General features: G+C 62.9%; 23 protein-coding genes. 8 read left to right on the top strand and 15 right to left on the bottom strand.

Annotated features, from left to right (window positions below; all coding sequences use genetic code 11):
- Positions 1–21: 21 nt before the first annotated feature.
- From VEIS_RS11200 to VEIS_RS11190, 3 genes are read right to left on the bottom strand one after another with little or no spacing between them, the layout of a single operon-like run.
- The gene (locus VEIS_RS11200; RefSeq protein ID WP_011810039.1) at positions 22–3,291 is read right to left on the bottom strand and encodes an efflux RND transporter permease subunit; all 3,270 of its coding nucleotides are present in this window, start codon (positions 3,289–3,291) and stop codon (positions 22–24) included.
- Entirely contained in the window at positions 3,288–6,368 is a 3,081-nt protein-coding gene (locus tag VEIS_RS11195; protein WP_011810038.1) for an efflux RND transporter permease subunit, read from the bottom strand. Before VEIS_RS11195 ends, VEIS_RS11200 begins: the two co-directional genes overlap by 4 nt.
- 15 nt (positions 6,369–6,383) lie before the next feature.
- Entirely contained in the window at positions 6,384–7,655 is a 1,272-nt protein-coding gene (locus tag VEIS_RS11190) for an efflux RND transporter periplasmic adaptor subunit (RefSeq protein WP_011810037.1), read from the bottom strand.
- A 123-nt stretch (positions 7,656–7,778) separates the two neighbouring features.
- Here VEIS_RS11190 and VEIS_RS11185 point away from each other — a divergent pair, with 123 nt between their 5' ends.
- The 5 genes from VEIS_RS11185 to VEIS_RS11165 all read left to right on the top strand — a co-directional run bounded on the left by VEIS_RS11185 (position 7,779) and on the right by VEIS_RS11165 (position 10,864).
- Positions 7,779–7,994, top strand: a complete 216-nt coding sequence (locus VEIS_RS11185) for an AbrB/MazE/SpoVT family DNA-binding domain-containing protein (protein WP_041949972.1) — start codon at positions 7,779–7,781, stop codon at positions 7,992–7,994.
- 2 nt (positions 7,995–7,996) lie between these two features.
- The gene (locus VEIS_RS11180) at positions 7,997–8,398 is read left to right on the top strand and encodes a PIN domain-containing protein (RefSeq protein WP_011810036.1); all 402 of its coding nucleotides are present in this window, start codon (positions 7,997–7,999) and stop codon (positions 8,396–8,398) included.
- A 272-nt stretch (positions 8,399–8,670) separates the two neighbouring features.
- A complete protein-coding gene (locus VEIS_RS11175; protein WP_321161053.1) occupies positions 8,671–8,949 on the top strand; it encodes a 2TM domain-containing protein in 279 nt (92 codons plus the stop codon).
- A complete protein-coding gene (locus VEIS_RS11170) occupies positions 8,946–10,037 on the top strand; it encodes a sensor histidine kinase (RefSeq protein WP_011810034.1) in 1,092 nt (363 codons plus the stop codon). The genes VEIS_RS11175 and VEIS_RS11170 overlap by 4 nt, the downstream gene beginning before the upstream one ends.
- Positions 10,034–10,864 carry a LytR/AlgR family response regulator transcription factor gene (locus VEIS_RS11165; RefSeq protein WP_011810033.1) on the top strand — a complete coding sequence of 277 codons (831 nt, stop codon included), beginning with the start codon at positions 10,034–10,036 and terminating at the stop codon, positions 10,862–10,864. Before VEIS_RS11170 ends, VEIS_RS11165 begins: the two co-directional genes overlap by 4 nt.
- Positions 10,865–10,899: 35 nt before the next feature.
- Here VEIS_RS11165 and VEIS_RS11160 read toward each other — a convergent pair whose 3' ends face one another.
- From VEIS_RS11160 to VEIS_RS11120, 9 genes are read right to left on the bottom strand one after another with little or no spacing between them, the layout of a single operon-like run.
- Positions 10,900–11,766 carry an IclR family transcriptional regulator gene (locus VEIS_RS11160; protein ID WP_011810032.1) on the bottom strand — a complete coding sequence of 289 codons (867 nt, stop codon included), beginning with the start codon at positions 11,764–11,766 and terminating at the stop codon, positions 10,900–10,902.
- 17 nt (positions 11,767–11,783) lie between these two features.
- A complete protein-coding gene (locus VEIS_RS11155; RefSeq protein WP_011810031.1) occupies positions 11,784–12,626 on the bottom strand; it encodes a carbohydrate ABC transporter permease in 843 nt (280 codons plus the stop codon).
- Positions 12,627–12,651: 25 nt separating this feature from the next.
- Positions 12,652–13,530, bottom strand: coding sequence for a carbohydrate ABC transporter permease (locus tag VEIS_RS11150; RefSeq protein WP_011810030.1), 879 nt, complete (start codon positions 13,528–13,530; stop codon positions 12,652–12,654).
- 18 nt (positions 13,531–13,548) lie between these two features.
- Positions 13,549–14,895 (bottom strand): extracellular solute-binding protein, encoded by a 1,347-nt coding sequence (locus VEIS_RS11145; RefSeq protein WP_011810029.1) that lies wholly within the window; start codon positions 14,893–14,895, stop codon positions 13,549–13,551.
- A 17-nt stretch (positions 14,896–14,912) separates the two neighbouring features.
- On the bottom strand, positions 14,913–15,974 hold the full coding sequence (locus tag VEIS_RS11140) for a Gfo/Idh/MocA family protein (protein WP_011810028.1): 1,062 nt from the start codon (positions 15,972–15,974) through the stop codon (positions 14,913–14,915).
- Between the two features lie 18 nt (positions 15,975–15,992).
- On the bottom strand, positions 15,993–16,868 hold the full coding sequence (locus VEIS_RS11135) for an amidohydrolase family protein (RefSeq protein ID WP_011810027.1): 876 nt from the start codon (positions 16,866–16,868) through the stop codon (positions 15,993–15,995).
- A 37-nt stretch (positions 16,869–16,905) separates the two neighbouring features.
- Complete coding sequence (locus tag VEIS_RS11130; RefSeq protein WP_011810026.1) at positions 16,906–17,409, bottom strand: MaoC family dehydratase; 504 nt, start codon at positions 17,407–17,409, stop codon at positions 16,906–16,908.
- A 2-nt stretch (positions 17,410–17,411) separates the two neighbouring features.
- Complete coding sequence (locus VEIS_RS11125; protein ID WP_232287899.1) at positions 17,412–18,554, bottom strand: CaiB/BaiF CoA transferase family protein; 1,143 nt, start codon at positions 18,552–18,554, stop codon at positions 17,412–17,414.
- A gap of 17 nt (positions 18,555–18,571) precedes the next feature.
- Positions 18,572–19,699 (bottom strand): extracellular solute-binding protein, encoded by a 1,128-nt coding sequence (locus VEIS_RS11120; protein ID WP_198137988.1) that lies wholly within the window; start codon positions 19,697–19,699, stop codon positions 18,572–18,574.
- A 206-nt stretch (positions 19,700–19,905) separates the two neighbouring features.
- On the opposite strand from VEIS_RS11120, the gene VEIS_RS11115 reads away from it, so the two are divergent.
- The 3 genes from VEIS_RS11115 to VEIS_RS11105 are packed head-to-tail and all read left to right on the top strand — an operon-like array spanning position 19,906 to position 21,811.
- A complete protein-coding gene (locus tag VEIS_RS11115) occupies positions 19,906–20,352 on the top strand; it encodes a MaoC/PaaZ C-terminal domain-containing protein (protein ID WP_011810023.1) in 447 nt (148 codons plus the stop codon).
- Positions 20,353–20,354: 2 nt separating this feature from the next.
- On the top strand, positions 20,355–21,464 hold the full coding sequence (locus VEIS_RS11110; RefSeq protein ID WP_011810022.1) for a mandelate racemase/muconate lactonizing enzyme family protein: 1,110 nt from the start codon (positions 20,355–20,357) through the stop codon (positions 21,462–21,464).
- A gap of 17 nt (positions 21,465–21,481) precedes the next feature.
- Positions 21,482–21,811: an L-rhamnose mutarotase gene (locus tag VEIS_RS11105; RefSeq protein WP_011810021.1), complete on the top strand. Its 330-nt coding sequence runs from the start codon at positions 21,482–21,484 to the stop codon at positions 21,809–21,811.
- Between the two features lie 92 nt (positions 21,812–21,903).
- On the opposite strand, the gene VEIS_RS11100 is transcribed toward VEIS_RS11105, so the two are convergent.
- The 3 genes from VEIS_RS11100 to VEIS_RS11090 are packed head-to-tail and all read right to left on the bottom strand — an operon-like array spanning position 21,904 to position 25,521.
- Complete coding sequence (locus tag VEIS_RS11100) at positions 21,904–22,578, bottom strand: response regulator (protein WP_011810020.1); 675 nt, start codon at positions 22,576–22,578, stop codon at positions 21,904–21,906.
- Between the two features lie 40 nt (positions 22,579–22,618).
- Positions 22,619–24,913, bottom strand: coding sequence for a sensor histidine kinase (locus VEIS_RS11095; RefSeq protein WP_011810019.1), 2,295 nt, complete (start codon positions 24,911–24,913; stop codon positions 22,619–22,621).
- Positions 24,910–25,521 carry a DUF4390 domain-containing protein gene (locus VEIS_RS11090; RefSeq protein ID WP_011810018.1) on the bottom strand — a complete coding sequence of 204 codons (612 nt, stop codon included), beginning with the start codon at positions 25,519–25,521 and terminating at the stop codon, positions 24,910–24,912. The genes VEIS_RS11095 and VEIS_RS11090 overlap by 4 nt, the downstream gene beginning before the upstream one ends.
- Positions 25,522–25,568: the final 47 nt, after the last annotated feature.

The following is a 25,568-nucleotide window of genomic DNA, read 5'->3' as shown; positions in this document are numbered from 1 at the left end:
TTCTTGCAAATGGCGGCCCGATTATCCGCCTCGCCCGCTGTGCGAGGTGTTGTGCGCTGGTAGCGCCGACCCGGGACGCCATGCCCCATCGGCTGCCATGCCTGGCCCAGGCCCGGGCGCCGTCCCGCGCCCATGCTCGCCGGGTGCGGGGCGGCGCAGTTTGTCGAGCAGCACATACACCACCGGGGTTGTGAGCAGGGTCAGCAGTTGGCTGGCCAGCAGGCCGCCGATGATGGCCACGCCCAGCGGCTGGCGCAATGGCGCGCCCTGACCGAAGCCGATGGCCAATGGCAAGGCCCCCAGCGCCGCTGCCAGCGTGGTCATCAGGATGGGGCGAAAACGCAGCAGGCAGGCCTCGCGAACCGCCTGCTGCGCGCTCAGAGAGCGGGAGCGCTCGGCCTCCAGCGCAAAGTCGATGACCATGATGGCGTTCTTTTTGACGATGCCGATGAGCAGGAACACGCCGATCAGCGCAATGACGGTGAACTGCATGTCAAACAGCAGCAGCGCCAACACGGCGCCCACGCCGGCCGAGGGCAAGGTGGTGAGCACCGTGATCGGATGGACCAGGCTCTCGTACAGGATGCCGAGCACGATGTAGATCACCACGATGGCCGCGATGATCAGCAGCAGCAATTGCCCTTGCGAGCGCTGGGCGCTGAGCGCGGTGCCCTGGAAGCTGCCACGCACATTGGTCGGCATGGCGATGTCGGCCTCGGCCTGCGCAATGGCATCCCGCGCCTGGCCCAGCGATATGCCGGGGTCGAGGTTAAACGAGATGGTCGTTGCCAGTTCCCCGTCCTGGTGGCTGACGGAGGTGGGCGCTGCCTGCTCGAACACACGCGCAATGGCCTGCTGCGGCACCATGGTGACCGCTGCGGTGCTGATCACCTGGCCCCTGGAGCCGCCGCGCAGACCCGGGTTGGCGGCCGTGCCTGGCACTGCGTCTGCCCCTGCGGGGCTGCTCGCCACCTGTACGTCGGCCAGCGCTGTCGGCCCCTGCTGGTACTCGGGTGCCCATTCCATGATCACGGCGTACTGGTTGAGATCGCCATAAATCGTGGCCACGGAGCGCTGTCCAAAGGCGTTGTACAAGGCACTGTCGACGGCGGAAGCACTCACGCCCAGCCGCGCGGCGCTGTCGCGATCGACCTCCACATGGGTTTGCACGCCGTTATCGGCCTGGTCGGTGTCCACATCCTGGAGCCGGGGCTCGGTCTTGAGGCGCTCGGCCAGCCGGGTCGCCCAGTGCTTGAGGTCGGCCAGGTTGTCACTCTTGAGCGTGTACTGGTAGGTGGAGTTGCTCGAACGCCCGCCCATGCGCAGTTCCTGCACCGGGTTGAGAAACACGCGCAGGCCGGCGATCTGGTTGAGTTGCGGGCGCAGGCGCGCGATGACCACCGGCGTGCTGTCGCTGCGCTGCCCGAGGGGCTTGAGGTTGACGAACATGAACCCGCCCCCGGCACGGCTGCCGCCGGAAAACCCGACCACGGCATCCACCGCCGGGTCTTTGCGGATGATGTCTACCGCCTGGCGCAGCTTGCGCCCCAGGGCCTGCGACGAGATGCTCTGGTCGGCCCGCAGACCGGCGTTGATCTGGCCGTTGTCCTGCTCCGGAAAGTAGCCCTTGGGAATCCTGGAAAACAGGTAGACGTTCAGCCCGATCACCGCCAGCAGAATCAGCAGCACCAGCGCCTTGCTGGCCAGCGCCCAGTCCAGACTGTGCGCATAGCCGCGCAGCACCCACTGGTAGCCGCGCTCGGCCCAGCGCGCCAGGCGCGAGGGCGGCGGGTCTCGGGTCGGGTCATGGGCCCGATTCGGCAGCAGCCAGGCGCACATCATGGGCGTGGTGGTCAGCGAGACCAGCAGCGAGATCATCACCGCCGCAGACAGCGTGATGGCGAACTCGCGAAACAGCCGCCCCACCTGGCCGTCCATGAACAGCAGCGGAATGAACACCGCCACCAGCGACAGGCTGATCGACAGCACGGTAAAGCCCACCTCGCGCGCGCCCTGCAAGGCGGCCTGCATGCGGTCGATGCCCGCTTCGATATGCCGCGTGGTGTTCTCCAGCACCACGATGGCATCGTCGATCACAAAGCCCGTGGCCACGGTCAACGCCATCAGGCTCAGGTTGTCCAGGCCAAAGCCCAGCAGATACATCAGGCCCAGGGTGCCCAGCAGGGACACCACCGTGGCCACTGCCGGAATCAGCGCGGCGCGCAGTTGGCGCAAAAACAGTCCCACCACCAGCACCACCAGGACCAGCGACAGCAGCAGCGTCAGTTCGATCTCATGCAGCGACGAGCGGATCGAGCGGGTGCTGTCCGAGACCACATCCAGCGTGATGTCCTGCGGCAACTGCGCCTGCAGATCGGGCAGCAGCGCACGCACCGCATCCACCATCTCGATGATGTTGGCTTGCGGCTGGCGCGTGACCAGCACGATGATGGCCGGCTGGCCATTGAACAGGCCCAGCGTGCGGTTGTTTTCCACCCCGTCTTCCAGGCGCGCCACGTCGCCCAGGCGCACGGCGGCGCCGTTGCGCCAGGCGATCACCAGCGATTCGTATTGCGCCGCCTGGCGCGCCGGCTGTGGCGTGTAGACCTGCAGGCGCCGCCCGCTGCCTTCGATCGCGCCCTTGGGGCGGTCGGCATTGGCGGCTTGGATGGCGGCGCGCACATCTTCTGCGCTGATGCCGTAGCGGCTCAGGGCCAAGGGCAGCAGTTCCACCCGCACGGCGGGCAGCGAGCCACCGCCGATTTCCACCTCGCCAACACCGTCCACCTGGGACAGGCGCTGGTTCACGATGTTCGACGCGGCGTCGTAGATTTGCCCGGGCGTGCGGGTCCGGGAGGTCAGCGCCAGGATGATGGCCGGCGTTGCCGCATTACTGCGTTTGCGGTAGACGGGGTTGCTGCGCAGCGTGGCGGGCAGGTCCACGCGCGCGGCGTTGATCGCGGCCTGCACCGCGCGGGCGGCAGCGTCGGTATCGCGGTCGAGGTCGAACTGCAGGCTCACACGGGCCGTCCCGTTGGCGCTGACCGAGGTCATTTCATTGACCCCGGCAATCAACCCCAAGCGGCGCTCCAATGGCGTGGTCACCGTGCTGGCCATGGTCTCGGGGCTGGCGCCGGGCATGCTGGCGGAGACCGAAATCGCCGGGTAATCGACCTGCGGCAGCGGCGCCACGGGCAGCACGAAAAACGCGGCCATGCCCGCCAAGGCCACGCCCACGGTCAGCAGCACCGTGGCCACGGGCCGCTGGACGAAGGGGCGCGACAGGTTCACGGGGCCTGCTCCTGCGGCGCTGCGGCCCGGCCCCGACTGCGACCCAGGCGCTCAAACGCCAGATAGATCACCGGAACGGTGAACAGTGTGAGCATCTGGCTCAGGATCAGCCCGCCAAAGATGGCCAGCCCCAGCGGGCGGCGCAGTTCGGCGCCATCGCCCCAGTTCGATATCAGCGGCAATGCGGCAAACAATGCCGCCAGCGTGGTCATCAGGATGGGCCGCAACCGCAGCAAGGCAGCCTGGTGGATGGCCTGTTGCGGCGGCAGGTTCTGCTTGCGCTGCGCATCGATGGCGAAGTCGATCATCATGATGGCGTTCTTCTTGACGATGCCGATCAGCAAGATGATTCCGATGACCCCGATCACCCCCAGGTCCTGGCCCGCCAGCATCAACGCCAGCAAGGCCCCGATCCCGGCCGATGGCAGCGTCGAGAGGATGGTCACCGGGTGGATGTAGCTCTCATACAGCACCCCGAGCACGATGTAGACGCAGACCATGGCCGCCAGGATGAGCCACAACTGGCTGCTCAGCGACTTCTCGTAAGCCCCGGCCGCGCCCAGGAACTCCATGTCCAGGCCCTGCGGTATGCCGATCTCCCGGGCGGCGGCGCGGATCGCATCGACCGCGCTGCCCAGGGACTGGCCCGGCGCCTTGTCAAACCCCAGCGTCGCCGCCGGATACTGGGCCACACGGGTCAGTTGCAGCGGCACCAATCGTTCCCGGATATTGGCCACGGCGGCCAGCGGCGTGGACCCGCCCGAGCCGGTGCGCAGTTGCAGCGTGCCCAGCGCTTCGGTGCTGCCCAGTTGCTCGGGCTGCGCCTCCAGGATCACCCGGTACTGGTTGGTTTCGGTGAAGATGGTGGAAACGATGCGCTGGCCCAGGGCGCTGTAGAGCGCGTCATCGACCGCACTGGCACTGACCGAAAGGCGCGACGCGGTGTTGCGGTCGATGTCGACGAAGGCCGACAGCCCCTGGGCGCCGGCATCGGTGCTGGCGTTGCGCACCATGGGCTCGCTGCCCAGGCGCTGCACCAGTTTGCGGGTCCAGCCGTTGACCTGCTGTGCATCGACACCGCCGATGGATGCACGGTATTCGGTAGGCCCGGTTTGGGCGTCGATGATCAGGTCTTGCGTGGGCTGCAAATACAGCTTGACACCGGCCACCGCCTGCACACGCTCGCGCAACCGCCCGATGATGACCGGCTGCGCATCGCGCTCGGCCTTCAGGTTGATCAACATGCGCCCGGTGTTGGGCAAGGTGTTGTTGGCGCCATCGACCCCGACGAAGGAACTGAGCGACTGCACGTCCGGGTCCTGCAAGATGGCGCGCGCGGCGGCCTGCTGCAATTGGCTCAAGCGGGCGTAGGACACATCCTGCGCGGCCTCGATGCGGGCCTGCAACTGCCCGGTGTCTTGCGTCGGAAACAGCCCCTTGGGAACCACCAGGTACAGCCAGGCCGTCAACGCCAGCGTCAGCAGGGCCACCAGCAGCGTGGCGCCCTGGTGGCGCAGCACCCATTGCAGCGAGCGGTCATAGCCCGCGACGACGCGCCCGAACCCGCGCTCGAACCAGCCCTTGCTGCCGCCCTCGGGTTCCGGGCGCAACCAGCGCGCCGCCATCATCGGCACCAGCGTGAGCGACACCACCGCCGAGATCAGGATGGTGATGGCCAGCGTGACCGCAAACTCCCGAAACAGCCGCCCCAGCACATCGCGCATGAACAGCAGCGGGATGAGCACGGCAATCAGCGACAGCGTCAACGAGATGATCGTAAAACCGATCTGCGTGGCGCCCTTGATCGCCGCCCGCAACGGTGTCTCGCCCTCGTGCAGATAGCGCGTGATGTTCTCCAGCATCACGATGGCATCGTCGACCACGAAACCGGTGGCAATGGTCAGCGCCATCAGGCTCAGGTTGTTCAGGCTGTAACCGAGCAGATACATCACGCCGCAGGTGCCGATCAGCGAGATCGGCACCGCCAGACTGGCGATCACCGTGGCACGCAGGCTGTGCAGGAAGAAAAAGATCACCAGCACCACCATCAGCACGGCCAGGGCCAGTTCGATGGCCACATGCGTCACCGATGCCCGGATGCCCCGGGTGCGGTCCGACAGCAACTGGACTTTGAGCGTTGCGGGCAGGCCGGCCTGCAACTCGGGCAGCAGTTGCCGGATGCGATCGACCGTGGCAATCACGTTCGCGCCCGGCTGGCGCTGCACATCCAGGATGATGGCCGGGGTCTCGTTGGCCCAGGCGCCCAGGCGGTCGTTCTCGGCGCCGTCGATCACCCGCGCCACATCCCGCAGGCGCACCGCAGCGCCGTTGCGCCAGGACAGGATCAGGTCCTGGTAATCCCGCACCGTCAGCAACTGGTCATTGGCATCGATGGTGTAGGCCCGCTGCGGCCCGTCGAAACTGCCCTTGGCACTGTTGGCATGGGCCGAGGTGATGGCCGTGCGCAGAGTATCCAGGCCCATGCCATACGAGGCCAGCGCCCGGGTATCGGCCTGTATGCGCACCGCAGGGCGCTGCCCGCCGGACAGCGACACCCGACCGACGCCACTGACCTGGCTGATCTTCTGCGCCAGGCGCGTGTTCACCAGGTTCTGCACCTCGGTCAGCGGCATCCGGTCCGAACTGATGGCCAGCGTCAACACCGGGGCGTCGGCAGGGTTGACCTTGGCGTACACCGGCGGCGCCGGCAGGTCGGCGGGCAGCAACGCGCTGCCGGCATTGATGGCCGCCTGCACTTGCTGCTCGGCCACATCCAGCGCCAGCCCCAGACCGAACTGCAGCGTGATGATCGACAGGCCCGCACCGCTGCTCGAAGCCATGCGCGCAAGCCCCGACATCTGGCCCAACTGGCGCTCCAGCGGCGCAGTCACCGTGCGGCCCATCACCTCGGGGCTGGCGCCCGGGTACAGGGTCTGCACCTCGATGGTGGGGTAATCCACCTCGGGCAAGGCCGATAACGGCAACAAACGCAAACCCAGCAACCCGGCCAGCACGATCGCCAGCATCAGCAGCGCAGTGGCCACGGGCCGGTCGATGAACGGACGCGAAGGACTCATGCCGACAGCCTGCGCTCAAGGATTGCGCGGCGGACGATGCGGGCGCGGGCCATCCTTCGCGCCAGGCACTTGCACCACCATGCCGTCTTGCAGCCGGTCGCCGCCTTCGGTGACCACCCGCTCGCCTTCGGCAAGCCCCTCGGTGATCGCCATCAGTTCCACACTGGCCTGCCCGCGCCGGACTTTGCGCAATGACACCTTGCGCTCCTGGTCGATCACATACACATAGTCCCCGTTCGGGCCGGTGCGCACGGCGGTGACCGGAACCACCAGCGCCGCCACGTGGCGCAGCAGCAATTGCACGTTCACGAACTGGTTCGGAAACAGCGCAGCGCCAGCGTTATCGAAGCGCGCCTTGGCCTTGACGGTGCCGGTGGCGGTGTCCACCAGATTGTCCAGCGTGGCAAAGCGTCCCTTGCCAAGCACGCTCTGGCGCGTGCGGTCCAGCGCCGTCACCACCAGCGCAGCCGAATCACCCTGCGCGGCGCGGATATCGCCCACGCGGTCCTGCGGCACCGAGAACTGCACATCGATGGGCGCCAACCGGGTGATGGTCGCAATGCCCGCAGCATCTCCCGAAGCCCCCAAGCCCCCCGAAGCCCCCGATGTCACCAGATTGCCCGCATCCACCATGCGCAGACCAATGCGCCCCGCAACCGGCGCCGTGATGCGCGTGTAGTCCAGGTTCAACTGCGCCATGTCCTCCTGCGCCCTGTCGGTCAGCACCGTGCCCTCCAACTGCTTGACCAGCGCCGCCTGGGCATCCACATCCTGGCGGGCGATCGCATCCTGCGCCAGCAGCGTGCGGTAGCGCTCCAGCATCACGCGGGCATGTTCCAACTGCGCCTCATCCCGCAGGCGGTTGCCCCGGGCCTGCAGCAGCGTCTGCTCGAACGGACGGGGGTCGATCCGGGCCAGCAACTGCCCCTTGCTGACCATTTGCCCCTCGGTGAACAGCACCTGCGTGAGCAGGCCCGACACCTGGGGCCGCAGCGTGACCGTGGTGGCAGGAATCACCGTGCCCAGCGCGTCGATGATCACCGGCAACTCGGCCTTGCGCACCGTGGCCTGCCCCACGGTCACGATCACGTTGGGCCGTCCGCCGGGGCCCCGGTCACGCCCCTGATCATCATGGGCGCGCCGCACCAGATGCCAGGCCGCAGCACCGACCAGGCCCAACAGAACCAGTGCCACCAAGCCGCCGCCCCACAAGGAGCGCCGCGCTTTCTTGCCGGTGGCGGAGGGCGTGACCGATGGCGGGGCTGCGTTGACATCTTGCGGGTTCATGGCGCTCCTGATGCGTGTTTCTGCCCTTTGGTTCAGTGGATGGCTTGTTTTATTGTTTTGTTGTTTTATTGTTTTGTCGTTTTATGATGCGCCTTGCGTTTGGGCGTATTGTAAGGAGCGAAGATGGCGGAATCGACCATTACCGCGAAAGGGCAAACCACCGTTCCCGCCAGCATTCGGCAACATATCCATGGCACTGCCGGCACCCGGCTGGTATGGCATGCACTGGCCGACGGGCGGCTGCTCGTCAGGGTGAAAAACAGGTCTGTCGCCGATGTGGCCGGAATGCTCACTCCTGCCGCAGAAAAGCATGTGGCCATCGACGAGATGCGGCCCTGAACATGGCGGCATCCATCGATACCAATGTCTTGGTGCGCCTCGTCGTCAATGACGACCGGCCACAGAACGCGGCTGCACTCAGGGCCTTGTCACATTACCGCCAATGGGCGCGGTCACTGTTCGTGCCGATCACGGTGGCGCTGGAGTTCGAGTGGGTACTGCGCTCACGCTACCAATTCAGCAAGGAGGACATCCTGGGCGCCTTCTGCGCTTTGCTGAGCACGGTGGAATTGGCATTCGAGGCAGAAAATGCGCTGGAGCAAGCGCTGATGGCATACGAAGAAGGGGCCGCCGATTTTGCGGATTGCTTGCATATCGCCCTTGCCCGGAAAAACGCCGAACTGCCATTTCTGACATTCGACACGGCGCCATCCCCAATGGCCGGAGCCAAGTTGCTCGAATGACCCACAGCCTCGGATGCGACCTTCGACCGCCGCTTGCAGACCCCGCGCCGCCGGCCTGCCCTGCGCATCAGCGCAGCCCCGTTTTGCCTCAGCGCAGTTCCACTTCGCGCCAGCGCAACCCCATTTCGCACCGGCGCAGCCGCATTTCGTCGCCAGGCGCTGGCGCCGGCCCGGCCACCCCGGCACAGTCCACACCATCCTGAAACCACCCTCTTGGACAACCCATGACACCCCACCCTCTTGACCAACCCATGACACCCGAAACCCAACCCATGACACCCAAAGATATCGACCGACTGGCCCGCCGGCGTGCTGGCGCAAAACTGGGCTGGTACATCCATGCGACAGCGTTCGTCGTGATCAATCTGGCGCTCTTTGCCATCTCGCACCACGGTTTTGGCAGCCGACACTGGACGGTCTTTCCGCTGCTCGGCTGGGGCCTCGGTCTGGCGCTGCACGGCATCGCGGTCTTTATGTGCGGCCCCGCCAGCGGCCTGCGCGAGCGCATGGTGCAAAAGGAGCGCGAGCGCCTGCGGCGCCAAGTGCGATGAGCGCTGCTTTGCATGACCGCGATGGGGCCTGGCGCCGCGCCACGCCCATCGACTGGCTCGACAAACTGCGCAACCTGCTGCGGACCATGGCCTTTTGCCTAGTCATCGCGGCCATACAGTGCGCGTTCCAGCCCGATTGGCCTTACGACATCCCCTTGCGCTACTCGCTGGCCATCGGCACGCTGTGCTGGGCGCTGATCGACTTCGGGCGCCACCTCTTTCGGCCCAACCCCGACACGGGCTGGCCCGCCGGCATCCCCGGATTGGTCTTGCCGGCGCTGGGCATCATCCTGGGCTACCTGGGGGGCAACTTGCTGGCCGCCTGGTGGTGCGGATTTTCATCCTGGGCGCCGGGCGGCGGGGCACAGTTGCGCATCTCCATCGGCATCACGCTGCTGGCAAGCTTTGCCGTCATCTATTTCTTCTACAGCGGCAGCAAACACACCAGGCTGCACGCCAGAATGGACGAGGCGCGCGGCCAAGCCGCCGAGGCGCAACTCCGGCTGCTGCAAACGCAACTGGAGCCGCACATGCTGTTCAACACGCTGGCCAACCTGCGCATGTTGATCGGCACCGACCCGGCGCGCGCGCAGCAGATGATCGACCGCATGATCGACTACCTGCGCGCCACACTCAGCGCATCGCGCAGCACCGAGCACCCGCTGGCCACCGAGTTCGAGCGCCTGCGCGACTATCTGGAACTGATGGCCATGCGCATGGGCCCGCGCATGGCCTACACCCTCACCCTGCCCGAGGCCCTGCGCGCCGTGCCCGTGCCGACCCTGCTGCTGCAACCCCTGGTGGAAAATGCCATCCGCCACGGCCTGGAGCCCCAGGTCGCCGGTGGCCGCATCAGCGTGCGCGCCGGCACCCGCCCTGGCGCCCACGGCCCGCTGCTGGTCATCGAAGTCCATGACACCGGCGCCGGCCTGCCCCCCGCCCCGCCCCCCGGCCAACGCTTTGGCCTGAGCCAGGTGCGCGAACGCCTGGCCAGCCTGCACGGCAGCGCAGGCACCCTCGATGTGCAAACCCCCAGCGCAGGTGGAACCTGCGCCTGCGTCACTTTTCCGCTGCGGCCAGCGCCATGAACCAGCCCGCCCCGCGCGCATTGATTGCCGAAGACGAGCCCCTGCTGGCCGCCGCGTTGCAGCAAGAGCTCAGCCGCGCCTGGCCCGGGTTGCAAATCGTCGCCACCGTGGGCGATGGGCTGTCGGCCGTGCGCCAGGCGCTGGCATTGCAACCCGAGTTGCTGTTCTTCGACATCCGCATGCCCGGCCAAAGCGGGCTCGACGCCGCCGTGGAACTGGCCGAGGACTGGCCCGGCACAGGCCCGTCCGCGCGCCCGTTTCCGGCGCTGGTGTTCGTGACGGCCTACGACCAGTACGCCGTGCAGGCTTTTGAAGCGCAGGCCATCGACTACCTGCTCAAGCCAATACAGCCGGCGCGGCTGCAAAAAACAGTGCAAAAACTACAGCAGGCGCTCGCCAATCACGCGCCTTACGCTATTGATTTGGAGGCCACCATGGCGCAACTGCGCCATCTGCTGGCAGCGCCGGGTGTCGTGCCGGGCAGCAGCGCATCTTCCGGCGCAGCGCTGACGCTGATTCCGGCCAGCAGCGGCAACCGCGTCCATATGGTGCCCGTGGCCGAGGTGCTGTATTTCGAGGCCGCAGACAAGTACGTGCGCGTGCTCACGGCGGCGCGCGAATTCCTGATCCGCACCCCGCTCAAGGAACTGATCGCCCAGCTCGATCAGCGGGTGTTCTGGCAGATCCACCGCAGCACCCTGGTGCGTGCCGACGCCATCACCACCGTGACGCGCGACGAAGCCGGCAAGCTGCACCTGGAATTGACCGGTCGCCCCGAAAAGCTCCCCGTCAGCCGCCTCTACGCCCACCTGTTCAAGGCCATGTAGCAGCGCTGCACCACCCTGCCACCCTGCCGCTCCGGTCACGACCCCCCGGGTTGCCCCAAAGCCTTGGAAATATCCACAGCGGCATTTTTCAAAATCAGCAGCGTTTCCTCCAAAGTCGGGCCACGGTAAACGTCCAACCGCTCTACGAAGGGGATGACGACCGCTGCAACCACCTGGCCATCGCTCCCCCATACAGGACAGCCAAGATTCGTCACCCCGCGCAATTGCTGGCTGGGAGAGCAGGCAAACCCGTCAGCGGCGACTTTATCGACGCCCGCCAATGCCTCTCCACGCAAAACACCGGGCTCACCGGTCAAAATGGCGTTTTGCTCCAACAGACGTTCCCTTTCTTGCGGCGAACGGAACGCCAGCATCACCTGGCCGGAAGCGGTATTGAACATACCGACCACAGAGCCGGTGCGCACCCCGAAAGACAGCGGCCCCGGCGCTTGAACCTGCGCAATGACCAATATCCGGCCCGCTTCAAACACGGCAAGATGGCACGATTGCAATGCCTGCTTGGCAACCAGTTGCATGCTGGGCAATGCTGCCTCCACCAAAGTACGAATGGGCCGGTTCCTGTGGGCCAATTCAAACATCCGCGTCGTCAAGTGATAGCAATCAGCGCGATCCGCATACAGCCAGTTGCGGCGCTGCAGCGTAACCACCATCCGGAATATCTCGCCAACGCTGCGGTGCAACTTCTGCGCAATTTCCGCCATGCCCAAACCATGCTCTGCATCGGTGAGCAGTTCCAGGATATCGATACCCTTTTCCAATGCCGGGGCCGCATACTGTGGCCGTTTGGCACTGGCAGCCAGAGGCACAGCAGCCTTTTGCGCAGCAGCCTTCTGTGCAGCGGGTTTGGCGCTTTTTTTGGGTACCGCAGTCGTTGGTTTCATGAGGCAGCACCGCAATGTCAGCCTTTGACGCCGCCCAGCGTCAGCCCGGCAATCAGGTGCTTTTGCACCAGAAACGTCAGCAGCAGTGCGGGAATGATGATCAGCACCGCCATGGCGCACATGCCGGCCCAATCGATGGTAAATTGCGCCGTGAAATCCATCAAAGCCACGGGCATGGTCTTGGTGTCCGGCGACCTGGTCAGCTGTGAAGCCAGCGCAAACTCGTTCCAACTGGTCAGAAAGGCAAAGATACCCGCAGCGGCGATTCCCCCGCGCGCCAACGGAAATTCCACTTTCCAGAAAGCCTGCCAAGCCGTGCAACCATCGATTCGGGCTGCCTGGGACAATTCCTGCGGCACCTGGCGCAAAAATCCATCCAACAGCCAGATGGTAAACGGGACATTCATCGCCAAATACACCATGATGACACCCGGCATGGTATCGAGCAACCCCAGCCAGGACCATATGATGAATATCGGCAAGGACAAGGCCACCCCCGGAATGGCGCGCGTCAGCATCAATCCGACAAACATCGCATTCTTGCCGCGGAAATGAAAACGCGCAAATGCGTAACCACCAGCCAGACCGACGACGAGCGCCATTACCGTGCTCGTCATGGAGATGATCATGGAGTTACGAAAATAGGCCAATACCGGCAGAGGCTGAATCCCGCCAAGGCCCAGAATGTTCCGGAAATTGTCCAGTGTATAGCTGGAAAAGTTCAACGGATTTTCATTGCCGAGAATGGCAACATTCGGTCGGAAGGCATTCAGCACCACCCACAGGCCCGGCATGCAAATAAAACCCATGGCCAGAAAAATGCATAGCCACAACAGGGCCTGGCGTACGTTTTTTCTCATATGGCAACCTGCGCGAACCCTGCGCTCAATACACATGCCGGCGTGCGGCCGACAACTTTGCAAAGAAATGCACCGTAAACGCCATGGAAAGAATGATCGAGATATATCCCATGGCATTTGCCAGACCCATTCTTCCATCCACGTAACCGGTGCGGGCCATCAGCGTCCAGATCAGCTCCGTGCGTCCGCCAGGCCCTCCATTGGTCATTATTTTTACAATGTCAAAGGCCCGCCCCACCTCCAGCGAGCGGATCGTCATGGCGATCCAGACAAAAGGCATCAGATAAGGCAGCGTGACATGCCGGAATGCCTGCCATGCGCTACACCCGTCAACCTTTGCCGCCTCGATCGGGTCCGAGGGCATGGACATCAAACCGGCCAACAACAGGATGGCAAAAACGGAAGTAGAGTTCCAGATTTCAGCCACGGCCAGCGCAAACAAAGCCAGCCGGCCATCCACCAGCCACGGCACGGACTCCTGCATCCCGAAGCCGTGCTGCAGAATGTAATTGACGATGCCAATGTTGTCGTTGAACATGAATTTGAATTGAAAACCGACCAAAATGGGCGAAAACATCATCGGGAACATCAGGATCGTCCGCAGCAGGCGTTGCCCGCGCGTCACCTGCTCCAATAGCAATGCCAGCCCCAAGCCCAACGACAACTCCGCATTCAGGACGATCGTCAAAAACAGGATGGTCCGCCCGAAGGCCCACCAGAAATCCATGTCCTGAAACAGGCGGACATAATTCGCAAATCCGATGAAACGGGTGATCGAGTCCGGCCGCGTCAGTCGGTATGCAGTAAAGCTCGAATACAGTGAAAAGACCAACGGCAGCAACACCACCAGCGCCACGATCAGCAATGCCGGCAGCAGCAACAGGTAAGGCCAGGAGCGGCGCATGAAAGACCGTTTGGCCAGCTATCTCACCCGACCGGCATCCTGCATGATCGCCAATACTTTGTTGGCTGCGTCATCCAGCGCCTGCTTGCCGGTTTTCTCGCCGATCAGCGCTTTTTGCAACTCAGGCCAAATGGCGTTGGAGGCTTCGATCCACTCCGGGATCAGCGGTGGTGTAAATGCATCCTCGGCCATGCCTTTGGCAAAGGTCTGAAATACTTCCAGCATGTACTTGTCGCCCTTTTTTGCAAATTCCCCTGCGGCCTGCTTTTGTGCATCCATGCGGGTTGGCATCATGCCATTGCGCGCCTCGATCATCTGGGCCTCCAGACTTGTCAGGGCCATGACCAAACTGGCTGCGGCCTTTGGATTATCACAAGCCTTGGTAATGGAAAAACCATGTGACCCGGCCCAACCGGTGCGTTTTCCCGAAGAACCCCTGGGTGCACGCGCAATGCCAACGTTGCCGGCGATCCTGGAGTTTTTGGGGTCGTTGAAAAAGCCGGCCCAACCACCCCAATCCAGATTCAGCGCGATATTGCCGCTGGCAAAACCCTGGCCCAGGTCGTCCCAAATATAGTTGGGCACACCCTTGGGCACGGCTCCGGACTTGTAAAGGTCGACAAAGAAATTCAGGGCACGCTCACCCACCGCAGAATTGAATGTCGGGCGCCAGTCCTTGTCGAACAACGCACCGCCTTCTGCGACGAGCATTTCATAGAAACGCCCGGTAATGGCCTCATCCTTGCCGGGGAACTGGGTGCCATAGACCGAGGGCGGCTTGCTGAAGAACTTTGCCTGCCGTGCAAATTCTGTCCAGGTATCGGGAACCAGTAACTCTTTGCCAAATCTGGTTTTGTAGGCGGCCTTGTTTTCGGTGTTGTCATAGAATTTTTTATTGTAATACAGTTCGCTGACATCGGAATGGCGTGGCAACAGCACCAGGGAACCAGCCACGGTGGAATGCTCAAGGACCAGTTTCCCGAATTGACTCACCCAGGTGGCAGGCAATGCTTTTTGCAGATCACGATAGATATCACCATATTGTGGTGAGAAACTGGTATGGTTTGATGCCACACAGTAGTCGATCTTGCGGGCAGCAATGTCCTGCTTGATCTCCTTGTCCAATTCGAAGTGGTTTTTGCGTGACAGGATTTCGACCCTGGCACCGGTTTTCTTTTCCCATTCCGGGATGATGGCGTACAGCGGCTCATACTGTGTGCCACCGATCAGCTTTACTTTCAGCGTATAACCTTTGAACTCTTGCGCCTGAACACCGGTGCCGGCCACTGCGGCAAGCAGCCATGCACCCAGCGCAATCGCTGTGCGGGCCGTGGCAGACCATTGCCGATGATTTTCTGACTTCATGTGAATGTCTCCTAAGTTCATGCGCACAACGGCGTGCCGCCGGAGGCGCTCGAAACATATGCAGCCTCGACCAAGACCATGGTGCGCAAAACATCGTGCACATTCGTCAGCAGGGCCGGATCCTCTCCCGAGGAAAATCGCTGCAGATTGCTCATCGGGCCGATGAATGCATCGGGAAACCAGCTTCCTGTGAGCGCCAGGTTTTTCCAATCCTGGCCGCGCAGCTTCACTTGCACCGTATCCGGACGCCCTTCGGGATAGTCCAGCATCACGCCCAACTGCACCCATATCACACCATCCGTGCCCTCGAACTTGAACATCGCCGATTGCCCCTTTTCTCCATGGGCATAGTTGTGATTGAGTGAGAGGCAGACGCGCGTTTTGCTGCCGTAATTGAGAATGATCGACGACCGGGTGCTTTTGAGCCGGGGGTAGCGTGCATCAGCGATGGTCAGTGCATACACGCCTACAGGGTCGCCAAGCAAAGAGCGTATGAGATCCAGATAGTGAATGGAGTGAACCTGTATTTCCACCCGCTCCATCGTTTCCAGAAATGGGAACAAATGCCAGGGGTCGGCAACGTTCAATTGCATTTCAACGTCACTGACGCTGCCCAGGCAACCGCGCCCGATGGCGTCGCGCACGGCCAGCATATAAGGAGCAAAGCGCAATTGATGGTTGATGGCGGCCAGCAATTTTTTGCGCTGACATACAGCCACTATTGCACGCGCCTGCGCCAGATCTTTGCCCATCGGCTTCTGGATCAGCACCACCGCTCCATCAGGCAATGCATCGAGCACTCCCATCACGGCTGACGGTGGCAATGCCAGATCAAACACCACGCCGGTTTCGGAGACCGCTTGCTCCAGAGTTTCGTAGACCCGGCCTATGCCCCATTGGGCGGCCGTGCCCTTGGCCCGCTCAGTATCCAGGTCATACACACCCTGGACAAAAAATCCGGCCTTTTTATAAGCCGGCAGATGCGCGTCATTGACGATTCCGCCGGCACCGATGATTACGACGGGACGGGGCCTCGATGGCAATGGCCATTCTTGCTGCAAGGACTGAATGTCGGTCATGGCGGGATTCACAGGATGTCAGCAGGTATCGGTGAGACGGTAAATGCGGCGTGCATTGCCATATGCCAGTGCATCTATCTCACTGTCGCTACACCCGGCGACAAGCTGGTCGGTGACGGCTTTCCAGGTGGGAAGGTCGCGGGTCAGGTTGCATACCGGGTAATCACTTCCCCAGACCAATCTGCCCCAACCGAAACGATCCACCACATGCTCAAAATATGGGCGCACATCGCGCACCACACTGGCCACATCCCCGTCAGGCCAGCGACTGGCATCGCCATAAGCAATCAGGCCCGAAATCTTGCACGCCATGTTCGGATTCGCGGCCAACCGCGCAATACCCTCTTTCCAGGGATCCAATGCCTGACTCGCCACCGCAGGCACGCCACAGTGATCCAATACCATTTGTGATTCAGGGCAGGCTTTTGCCAGCGCGTCCGCCAGGTGGAACTGCCCCGGCAGAACGCACAGGTCGAAAGGGTGGCCCTGGCCAGTCAATGCACGCACATTGCGGCGAAAGGTGGCGCTCGTGGATAGTTCATCGGGAACGACATGCAATACACGCCTGAAACCATGAATCAGCGGATTGGACAAGGCCCGTTCCAGAAAGCCGCCGATCTCATCGTGCTCCGGTCGGCACGATGAAATCGCCCCGGCAATGAGGCTGTCTGGTTGCCGGGCCAGTTGGCCGATCAGGTCGGTTTCCGCTTCCATCTGCTGCGCCCGGACATCGGCCTCCATATGCAAGGCCAGACGAATGCCTGACGGCTGTGCCAAGCCGGCATATTCCTCCAGAACATGGGCGCGATCGAGCACCGGCAACGACTTTGTCCAGTCGTAGTCCAGGCGCTGCGGATAAAGCAGATGCAAATGGGTGTCAATCCATGGGCGCATGGCATTTTCCTGGTGCGGCGGCTACGTACTCAAATATTCAAGTATTCGAGTGTTGGCGCAGTTTGACGGTCTGCAGGTGCTCGCAATACAGCACCAGTTCGGCATCGTTTTTGAATACTTCATAGCTTGCGCGGTACAGACCCAGTGTTTCGTTCTTGGGCGCTTTGCTCATGTCCGTCTTGATGGTGTAAATGGTGTCGCCAATGAACACCGGGGCAATGAAGCGCAATCGGTCATAGCCATAGCTGAAGGCGTTCTTGCAATTCGTCGCCACCAGCCCCAGGCCGGCACTGAATACGAATGCCCCTGCCACCAGCCGTTTGCCAAACATGCCTTCCTTGCTGGCAAAAGGCTCGTCTGCCACATAAGGATGCATGTCCAGAACCAGCGCATTGAATTGCATGCTTTCGCCCTCGGAAATGGTCCGCCGGATGGAACGGATTTTCGTACCGGGAACGATATCTTCCCAATACCAGTCTTCGGCGTTCCAGATCCGTATCTGCTGGTGTAGGTCACGGGGCGTGTTGTGTGGTCGGTTCATCGTCAGTCGGCAAGGTAGTTGGCTTCCACCCAGGCGTTATCCTCTGCGACCTTTGGCGCGGCACGCGCAGCCTGCGGCCGTATACCGTCAAAGCGGATCGGACAACTCGTGGTTCGCACGCGCGCACCATTACCGCGCACCACATCCTGCAAAAAGCCCAGGGTCTTGAACCCGTCATGCTCGAGCAATTCGGCCCAGGTCATGACCGGCGCACACCAGTAGTCCACCGGAATCAGTCTGTCCAGCCAGTATTGCGTCGCCTGCGTCTTGAGGTGCTTGCCGAGAATATCCTTGATGGCGTCACGCCGGGTGAACCAGCAATTGCGATCCAGATACGGTTGCAGCGCAGCGCAATCGAGCGCCTTGGCCAGCGTTGCAATCGGGCCCATTGCCAGCGACAAATAGCCATCCGCCGTGGCGTAAATACCGTATGGCGCACCCAGGTACGCATGGGCATTGTTCACGGCAGACCGTTTCGGTGGTCTGGCGCCGTCATTGAGATAGGTGGTCAATACCTCAAACTGAAAATCCAGCACAGACTCCAGCAGGCTCACCTCCACCCGGGCGCCTCGACCGTGAATGCCCCGGCGCACCAGTGCCCCGAGCAGTCCTTGCACCAGATGCGCCCCTGTGAGAATGTCTGCCAGTGCCAACCCCACCGGAACCGGCCCTTGATCCGCATCGCCGTTGAGCCACACCACCCCGCTTCGGCTTTGCGCAAGCAAGTCCTGTCCGGGAAGATCGATCCATGGGCCTGTGCGGCCATAGCCGGTAACGCTGCCATAGATGATGCGCGGATTCAGCGTGCGCACTTCCGCGTAAGACAGGCCGATGCGCTCCATCACGCCGGGGCGAAAATTCTCGATCATCAGGTCGGCCTTGCCGATCAGGCGGCGCACCTTTGCCAAATCTTCGGGATTTTTCAGATCTGCCGCATAAGAACGCTTGTTTCGATTGATGGTATGAAAAAGCGTGCTGTCGCCATCGATTTCCAGATCGGATATATAAAGCTGCCGGCACAGATCGCCCGTGACGGGCCGCTCCACCTTGATCACGGTGGCCCCCATGTCGGCCATGCGCAGGGTCGCACTCGGTCCTGCCAGGAATTGACTGAAATCCAAAACCAGCAACCCTGCCAGCGGCAAATGATCCGCTGGCGTACTCATGCCATGGCCCCATGCAGATGCAGGCGTTCATTGATGCGCCCGCGGCGCCATTGCGCATCCAGTGCGTTCAATTCCTGCATGGTTTTCAGCGCAGTTTGTGCCCCGCCGAGAAAGCGCCTGAGAATATCGGGGGCCTGTTCCTGAAATCGGATATATCCGCTATAGCGGGGACGCACATAGGCCTGCTCCAATGTTGGCAGTGTGTTGACAAAAAAATCGTTCGTCAGTTGGTTGTTGTGCGCATCCAGCCAAGCGCTCCTGTGCCCGGGTTGGCCGCCATTTTCGACATAAAGCCCCGATTGCACCGGCGCGCTGGCCACGAACCCGGCATAACGCACCGCCCATTCACGCTGCTGGCTGTGCGCTGACACGGCCAAGCCGGCACCGCCCAGGGTGGAAGTAAAGCGTTTGCCATGGCGCGTCACGAGACCGCCAAATTGCAATGGGCGGTCGACATAACTGTCTCTGGCGTAGTTGGAATAACCGTAGGCGAACGGACTGTAGGCATGGCGTTCGCTGCGGGTCAGCAACTCGTAAACGGCAATCGGATTCCTGTCCAAGCACGCGCCACCGCAGGCGTCGACCAGTTCCTTGAGCGCCATCAGCGCATTGACACCCGCCTCCTGCTCCACCAAATGGGCTGCGTGGCAAAAAGGCTCATCCCCCTCGGAAATGCAGAGGGTATAAAAATGCATCAGGCCATCGAGCGGCAGGCCCGCCAAGGCCACCAAGCCGGCGCGCGCGAGCTCCAGCATCTCATCCCATGACTGCGGCAACTGCATGCCATGCCGCTGCAAGACATCCGGCCGGGCCGCCGATACCGGGGTGGCGGCGTCTGTTGCCAATGCCCATTGATGCCCCTCCAACTGATAGCTCTGGTGCGACCTGCCCACGCTGTTGCGCGCTTGGTCGGCAAGAAAATCGGCCGGCAAATACCCATCGAGCGGAACCAGCAGACCATGGGCTTGCGCCTCGCCGATGGACGGATGGTCCAACACCAGCAGGTCGTATTGCCGCGCCAGCACATCGATGGGCTGATCCGCAAAAGCCTGCAATGACCGGACTTCCCAGCGCAACTGCACATGGGGGTTCAGTTCCGAGAAGCGCTGCCCCGTTGCCACCATGGGAACCAGCCCACGGGAATGCCCCCAGGTCACACCTTTGAGTAATACCGATGCATCCAATTCATGGCTCCCGAGCAATGGTCGATGGGGTCGTCGGCTTGGTCGCTGACTCGGTATAAACACCTATGCATGAAACCATCTTTTGCTGATGAAATTATCGGTACGGAAGCAGCACCATCGACTCAGTACAAACCCTGGGAAACGCGATGAATGAAGAAAAATTCTTCGAGGACTACTGCATTGGCAGCAGCAGGGTCACTGCCGGCAGAACCATCACCGAAACCGACTTTGTCATCCACGCCGGCCACACGGGGGATTTTTTTCCTCACCACATGGATGCCGAGTTCATGAAAACCCAGGCTTTCGGGCAGCGCATTGCGCATGGCACGATGGTTTTTGCGCTGGGCGTTGGGCTGACGGCATCCCGGATCAACCCGGTCGCCTTCAGCTACGGATACGATCGACTTCGATTCATAAAACCAGTGTTCATAGGTGATACCATCCGGACGCGATTGACCGTGGCCAGGAAAGAGCCGGACCCCAAGCGCCCGGACCAGGGGCGCGTTTGGGAACTGACCGAGGTGCTCAATCAGCGCGACGAGGTGGTTCTGGCATGCGAGCACATCCATCTCGTTCAACAAAGAAAGCACTGACCATGCCCCGCATCGAAAGCGTCCGGGTCGATCTGATTGCGCTGGAGCCCAAGACCCTGCGCAGCGACGCCATCCAGAGTTTCGTGCGCCAGGAAACGCCCATATTGCGTCTGCGCTGCAGCGATGGGAGTGAAGGTGTGGGTTACAGCTACACCATTGGCACCGGAGGATCGTCCATCATGGCCTTGCTGCGTGACCATCTGGTGCCGCGCTTGCTGGGCCAGGATCCGGATTGCATCGAAAGCATCTGGCAGGATCTGCTCTTCCACACCCACGCCACCCATGTCGGCGCCATTACCAGCCTGGCACTGGCCGCCATCGATACGGCACTGTGGGATCGGCGCTGCAAGCTGCTGCAGTTGCCGCTGTGGAAAGTGGCCGGCGGCAGCGCACCAAAACGCCCGCTGTACACCACCGAGGGCGGCTGGCTGCAACTGTCCACGCAGGAGTTGGTGGCACAAGCGGTGCAGGCGCAAAAAGAGGGCTTTGCCGGCTCGAAAATAAAAATCGGCCGCCCGCATGTGGGCGAAGATGTCGCGCGCCTGAGCGCTGTCCGCGCCGCCGTCGGGCCCGGGTACGAACTAATGGTGGATGCAAACCAGTCGCTGACCTTGAGCGAAGCGCTGCGCCGGGCCCAGGCCCTGGCGCATTTGCAGTTGGCCTGGCTCGAAGAGCCCATGCCGGCGGACAGCATCATGGCCCATCGGCACCTGTGCAGGCACTCGGCCATCCCGATTGCGGTTGGCGAGTCGCTGTACAGCCTGGGCCAGTTTGCCGACTATCTGCAGGCGCAGGCCTGCCACATCGTGCAAGTGGATGTGGCGCGCATTGGCGGCATCACGCCCTGGTTGAAAGTGGCGCATCTTGCCCAATGCCACAACATCAGCGTATGCCCGCATTTTTTGATGGAACTGCATGTGAGCCTGGCCTGCGCCGTGCCCAATGCGCGCTGGGTAGAGCACATCCCGCAGCTCGACCCCGTGGCCAAAAGCAGGCTCAAGATGGAGGCCGGCTATGCCATCCCGCCCGAATTGCCGGGTCTGGGAATCGAATGGGACTGGCAAGCCATAGCAGCCCTTGGCAGCGATCACTTCGTCCATCCTGCAGGCTGACAACGGGGAGACGACCTATGCAACGCCATGGCGCGGTGATCGGCATCCGGGCGGAGATGCTGGAGGAATACAAAGCACTGCATGCCGCCGTGTGGCCTGCGGTGCTGGCGCAGATCCGGCGCTCGAACATCCGCAACTACACCATCTATCTGCGCGAGCCGGAAAACCTGTTGTTCAGTCACTTCGAATACCACGGGAGCGATTTTGAACAGGACATGGAGCGCATGGCCAATGACCCCGAGACCCAGCGCTGGTGGGCCGTCTGCATGCCATGCCAGCGCCCGTTGAGCAGCCGAAAAAGCGGCGAGCACTGGGCCGAGATGGAAGAACTGTTCCATTGCCCGTGACCCGTGGGTCATGGCACCCGCAGGTCGAGCGACCGATGGTGCGCCAGTGGCAGGAGGTGTGCGCTGGCGCGGTACCAGCACCCTGTCCGGAGCTAACCCCGCTTGCGTCCGAGATCGACCCCGAGCTGGCGCAGCTTGCGGTACAGGTGGGTGCGCTCCAGGCCGGTCTTCTCGGCGACGCGGGTCATGGAGCCCCCTTCGCGCTTGAGGTGAAACTCGAAATAGGCTTTCTCGAAATCGTCGCGGGCCTCACGCAGCGGACGGTTCAGGTCAAAGTCCTGGTGTGAATGGGGGCCGGCATCGGCGCCCGTGAGCACGGCCGACATGGCGGGCAGCGGCGCGTAGCCCGGATTTGTTGCCGGCTCCGCTGCGGGCGGCTGGACTGCGGCCACCGGGTGGGCGACATTGCGCGCCAAGCCCTGCTCGACGGCCTTGAGCAGCTTTTGCAGGGTGATCGGCTTTTCAAGGAACGAGAAAGCGCCAATGCGCGTAGCCTCCACGGCGGTGTCGATGGTGGCGTGACCGCTCATCATGATCACGGGCATGGTCAGCAGGCCGGCCGTGGCCCATTCCTTGAGCAGCGAGACGCCATCGGTGTCAGGCATCCAGATGTCCAGCAGCACCAAGTCATACCTGGTGCCTGCCCGGGCGGCGCGGGCCTGGGTTGCGTTTTCTGCGAGGTCTACGCTGTGACCTTCGTCGTTCAGGATTTCCGACAACAGGTCACGTATGCCGAGCTCATCGTCGACCACCAGAATATTTGCCATGTGTGTTGAAGCGCCTTGGGATGCTGTGGGGGCGGTGTTGTCATGCCGCCGCCGGGCCAGGGGCAAATGATAACGACACTTGGGCGCCGCGTACCATGCCATCTTCGGTGCGGTTGGATAGTTCGATGCGCGCCCCATGCTCATCGGCGATCTTTTTGACCACGGCCAAACCCAGGCCGGTGCCCCTGGGCTTGGTGGTGACATAGGGCTCGAAGGCGCGCTGCAGGATATGCGCCGCAAAGCCCGCACCACTGTCGGCCACCGTGAGCCGCACGCGGCGCGATGAGGCGCTCCAGCGGGTGCTGATGCGCACCGGCGGCATGGCCTCTTGCGGACTGGCAGCGCGCGCCTGCTCGGTCGCGTCCTGCGCGTTTTGCAGCAGGTTGTGCACCACCTGGCGCAGTTGCTGCGCATCACCGGCAATCAGCGGGCAGTGCGGGTCCAGTTGGGCCTGCACCGGGACGGTGGCGTTTTCCGCTGCATATAAATGCAGCACATCCGCCACCAGCGCATTGAGGTCCAGCGCCTGCAAATGCGCAGCCGGCAGGCGGGCGTAATCGCGGAACTCATTGACCAGCCGCTTCATCGCGTCGACCTGATCGACGATGGTCTTGACGGACTTCAGCAAAATGGCTTGCTCGGGGTCGGGCAGTTTGCCCGAGAGCTTCATTGCCAGCCGCTCGGCAGACAGTTGAATCGGCGTCAGCGGGTTCTTGATCTCGTGCGCGAGACGCCGGGCCACCTCGCCCCAGGCCTGCGCCCGTTGCGCAGAAACAATTTCCGAAATGTCGTCAAAAACCAACAGTCTGGTCGCGTCGGGCAGCTCGGCACCGCGCACGACGAGGCTGGTGGTGTGCTGGCCCGCTCCGCCGGCTGCGGTGTGCAGCTCGAACGGCTGCTGCCAGTGGTCGAGCCCATGGCGTTCGTGGTCGCCGAAAAAGGCCTCGAAATGGCCCTGAACCGCTGCCGCAAACTCGGCCAGCCCCGGCACCTCGGCCACAGGCCGGCCCTCGAAGGCGGCCATCGGCGCGCACAGGATGCGGGTGGCGCCAGGGTTGGAAGAGCGGATCAGCCCCTGCGCGTCGAGCACGATGACCCCGGCCGTGAGGTTGTCCAAAATGGTTTGCAGGTTGGCGCGCGATGCATAGACCTCGCCCATGCTCTGCTCGACGGCCTGCCGGGCGTCGGCCAACTGCTCGGTCATCAGCGCAAACGACCGGGTCAACCCGCCAAGCTCGTCCTTGCCTTGCAACATCGCCTTGGGGCTCAGGTTGCCGGCGGCCACCTCGCGCACCCCTTCGGCCAGCACCAGCAGTGGCCGGACCAATTGCTTGCCCAGCAGCACGGCCAGCAGCACGGCGCCGAAAACCGCCAGGAACAGGCTCAGCGTCAGCGTGCCCACATACATGCGCCGCAGGCCAGCGCGCACCAAGGCCCGCTCCTGGTACTCGCGGTTGGCCTCTTGCACGGCAATGGCATTGGCGACCAGCGCTGACGGCAAGCTGAGCGTGGCTTGCAGGTAGCGCGGCTCCAGCAACAGGTCTACGCGGGGGTTGCTGACCAGCGCCAGCACCTTGACCCGCGCGTTCTGCACGGCGGCCTGGTCGGCAATATCGTCGAGTCCCTCGATCTGTGCCGTGGCGCGCTGCTGGCGCACGCTGCGCAGCAGCGCGACGCCCGGACGTTCCGGGTTCAGGCTGAAGCGTGACTGGCCGGCGCTGGCCACGGCCTGGCCCGCAGCGTTCCACAGCACCATGTCGGTGGCGCCGATCTGGTCGCGCAGGCGCTCGAGCGCCAGCCCGGCCGCTGCATCGGGCACCTGGGCCAGTTGGGTCGCGGCGTTGCGGGTTTTGGCGACCATGTCGGCGGCCAGCGAATCCAGCGACACATGGGCCAGGCTCACGCCCGCCGACAATGCGCCCTCGACCTTCACGTCGAACCAGCTTTCGATGGAGCGTGTGACGAACTGGTAGGACACCACATAGATCAGCAGACCGGGCATCAGCCCGACCAACGCAAAAATGGCGGCCAGCTTGGCCAACAGCCGGCTGCCAAAACGCCCTTTGCGCAAGCGCATGCCCAGACGCAGGGTCACCCAGACCAGCACCGCCAGCAGCACCAGCGCCACCAGCACGTTCACGCCAAAGAGCCAGGCGTAGTTGCGTTCGTACAGCGTGCGGTTGTTCGTCGCCAGGGTGAGCAAGAACAGCAGCACCATGCCAATGGCCGTCATGAAGGCCGTACCGACCCCCAGCGCCCAGCGCAGCGCGCGCGACTGGCGCACCCTGTGCCGGGCGGATGCCCCATCCTCGGGCCGGGTGGCGTCGGCGCTCACCGGACAGGCTCCGCAGACTGTTGCTGCGCGGGGACGGGCGCCAGGCGCTGGCTGTAGGAGGCCAGCAGATCCCAGCCCGGACGCCCCACGGCATCGATCTGGAACAGGCGGGGAAGTTGGGACATGTCGAGCCGGAACCGGAAGTCGACCAGGTGCACGGCATCTGCCGCTATCTCATTGCGTTGCGCAATTTTCCAGTGCGAAAAGCGCCCGATGGCGGACAGCGCATCGGCATAGTCGTCAAAACTCTGCCCCAGCACCACGCCCAGGCCGCTGTTGCGAAATGGCGCGGCAGAGATGTTCAAACGCCAGCGGCGGGTCAGCGGCTGGTAGCTCAGCCTGAAGTGGCGGCTGGCCGTGCTGACCAGGCGGCCGGACCAGTACCAGCGGGCACGCAGCACCTGGGCCTCGGCCACGAAGAACATCGGAATGCCTTTGTACAGCGCGTCTTCGGCCAGTTGCGGCAGGTCCAACTGCAAGTTGGCGCTCAGGTACAGGCCGTCGTCGGCGCGCTCGAGTTGCATTTCGCCGGTTTCGGCACCAGCCACCTGCGCTTGCGCTTGCGGCAGCAGCAAGCAGCAGGCCAGCAAGCATCGACATGCGCCCATCAGCCATCGGTGCCACGCGCCATGCCCGACCCAGGAATCCCCCGGGG

Origin of the sequence: Verminephrobacter eiseniae EF01-2, assembly GCF_000015565.1 — a bacterium.
In the GTDB taxonomy this organism is placed as follows: Bacteria; Pseudomonadota; Gammaproteobacteria; order Burkholderiales; family Burkholderiaceae_C; genus Acidovorax; species Acidovorax eiseniae.
Note: the sequence above shows the minus strand (reverse complement) of the source record. Positions and strands in the feature narration are given on the sequence as shown.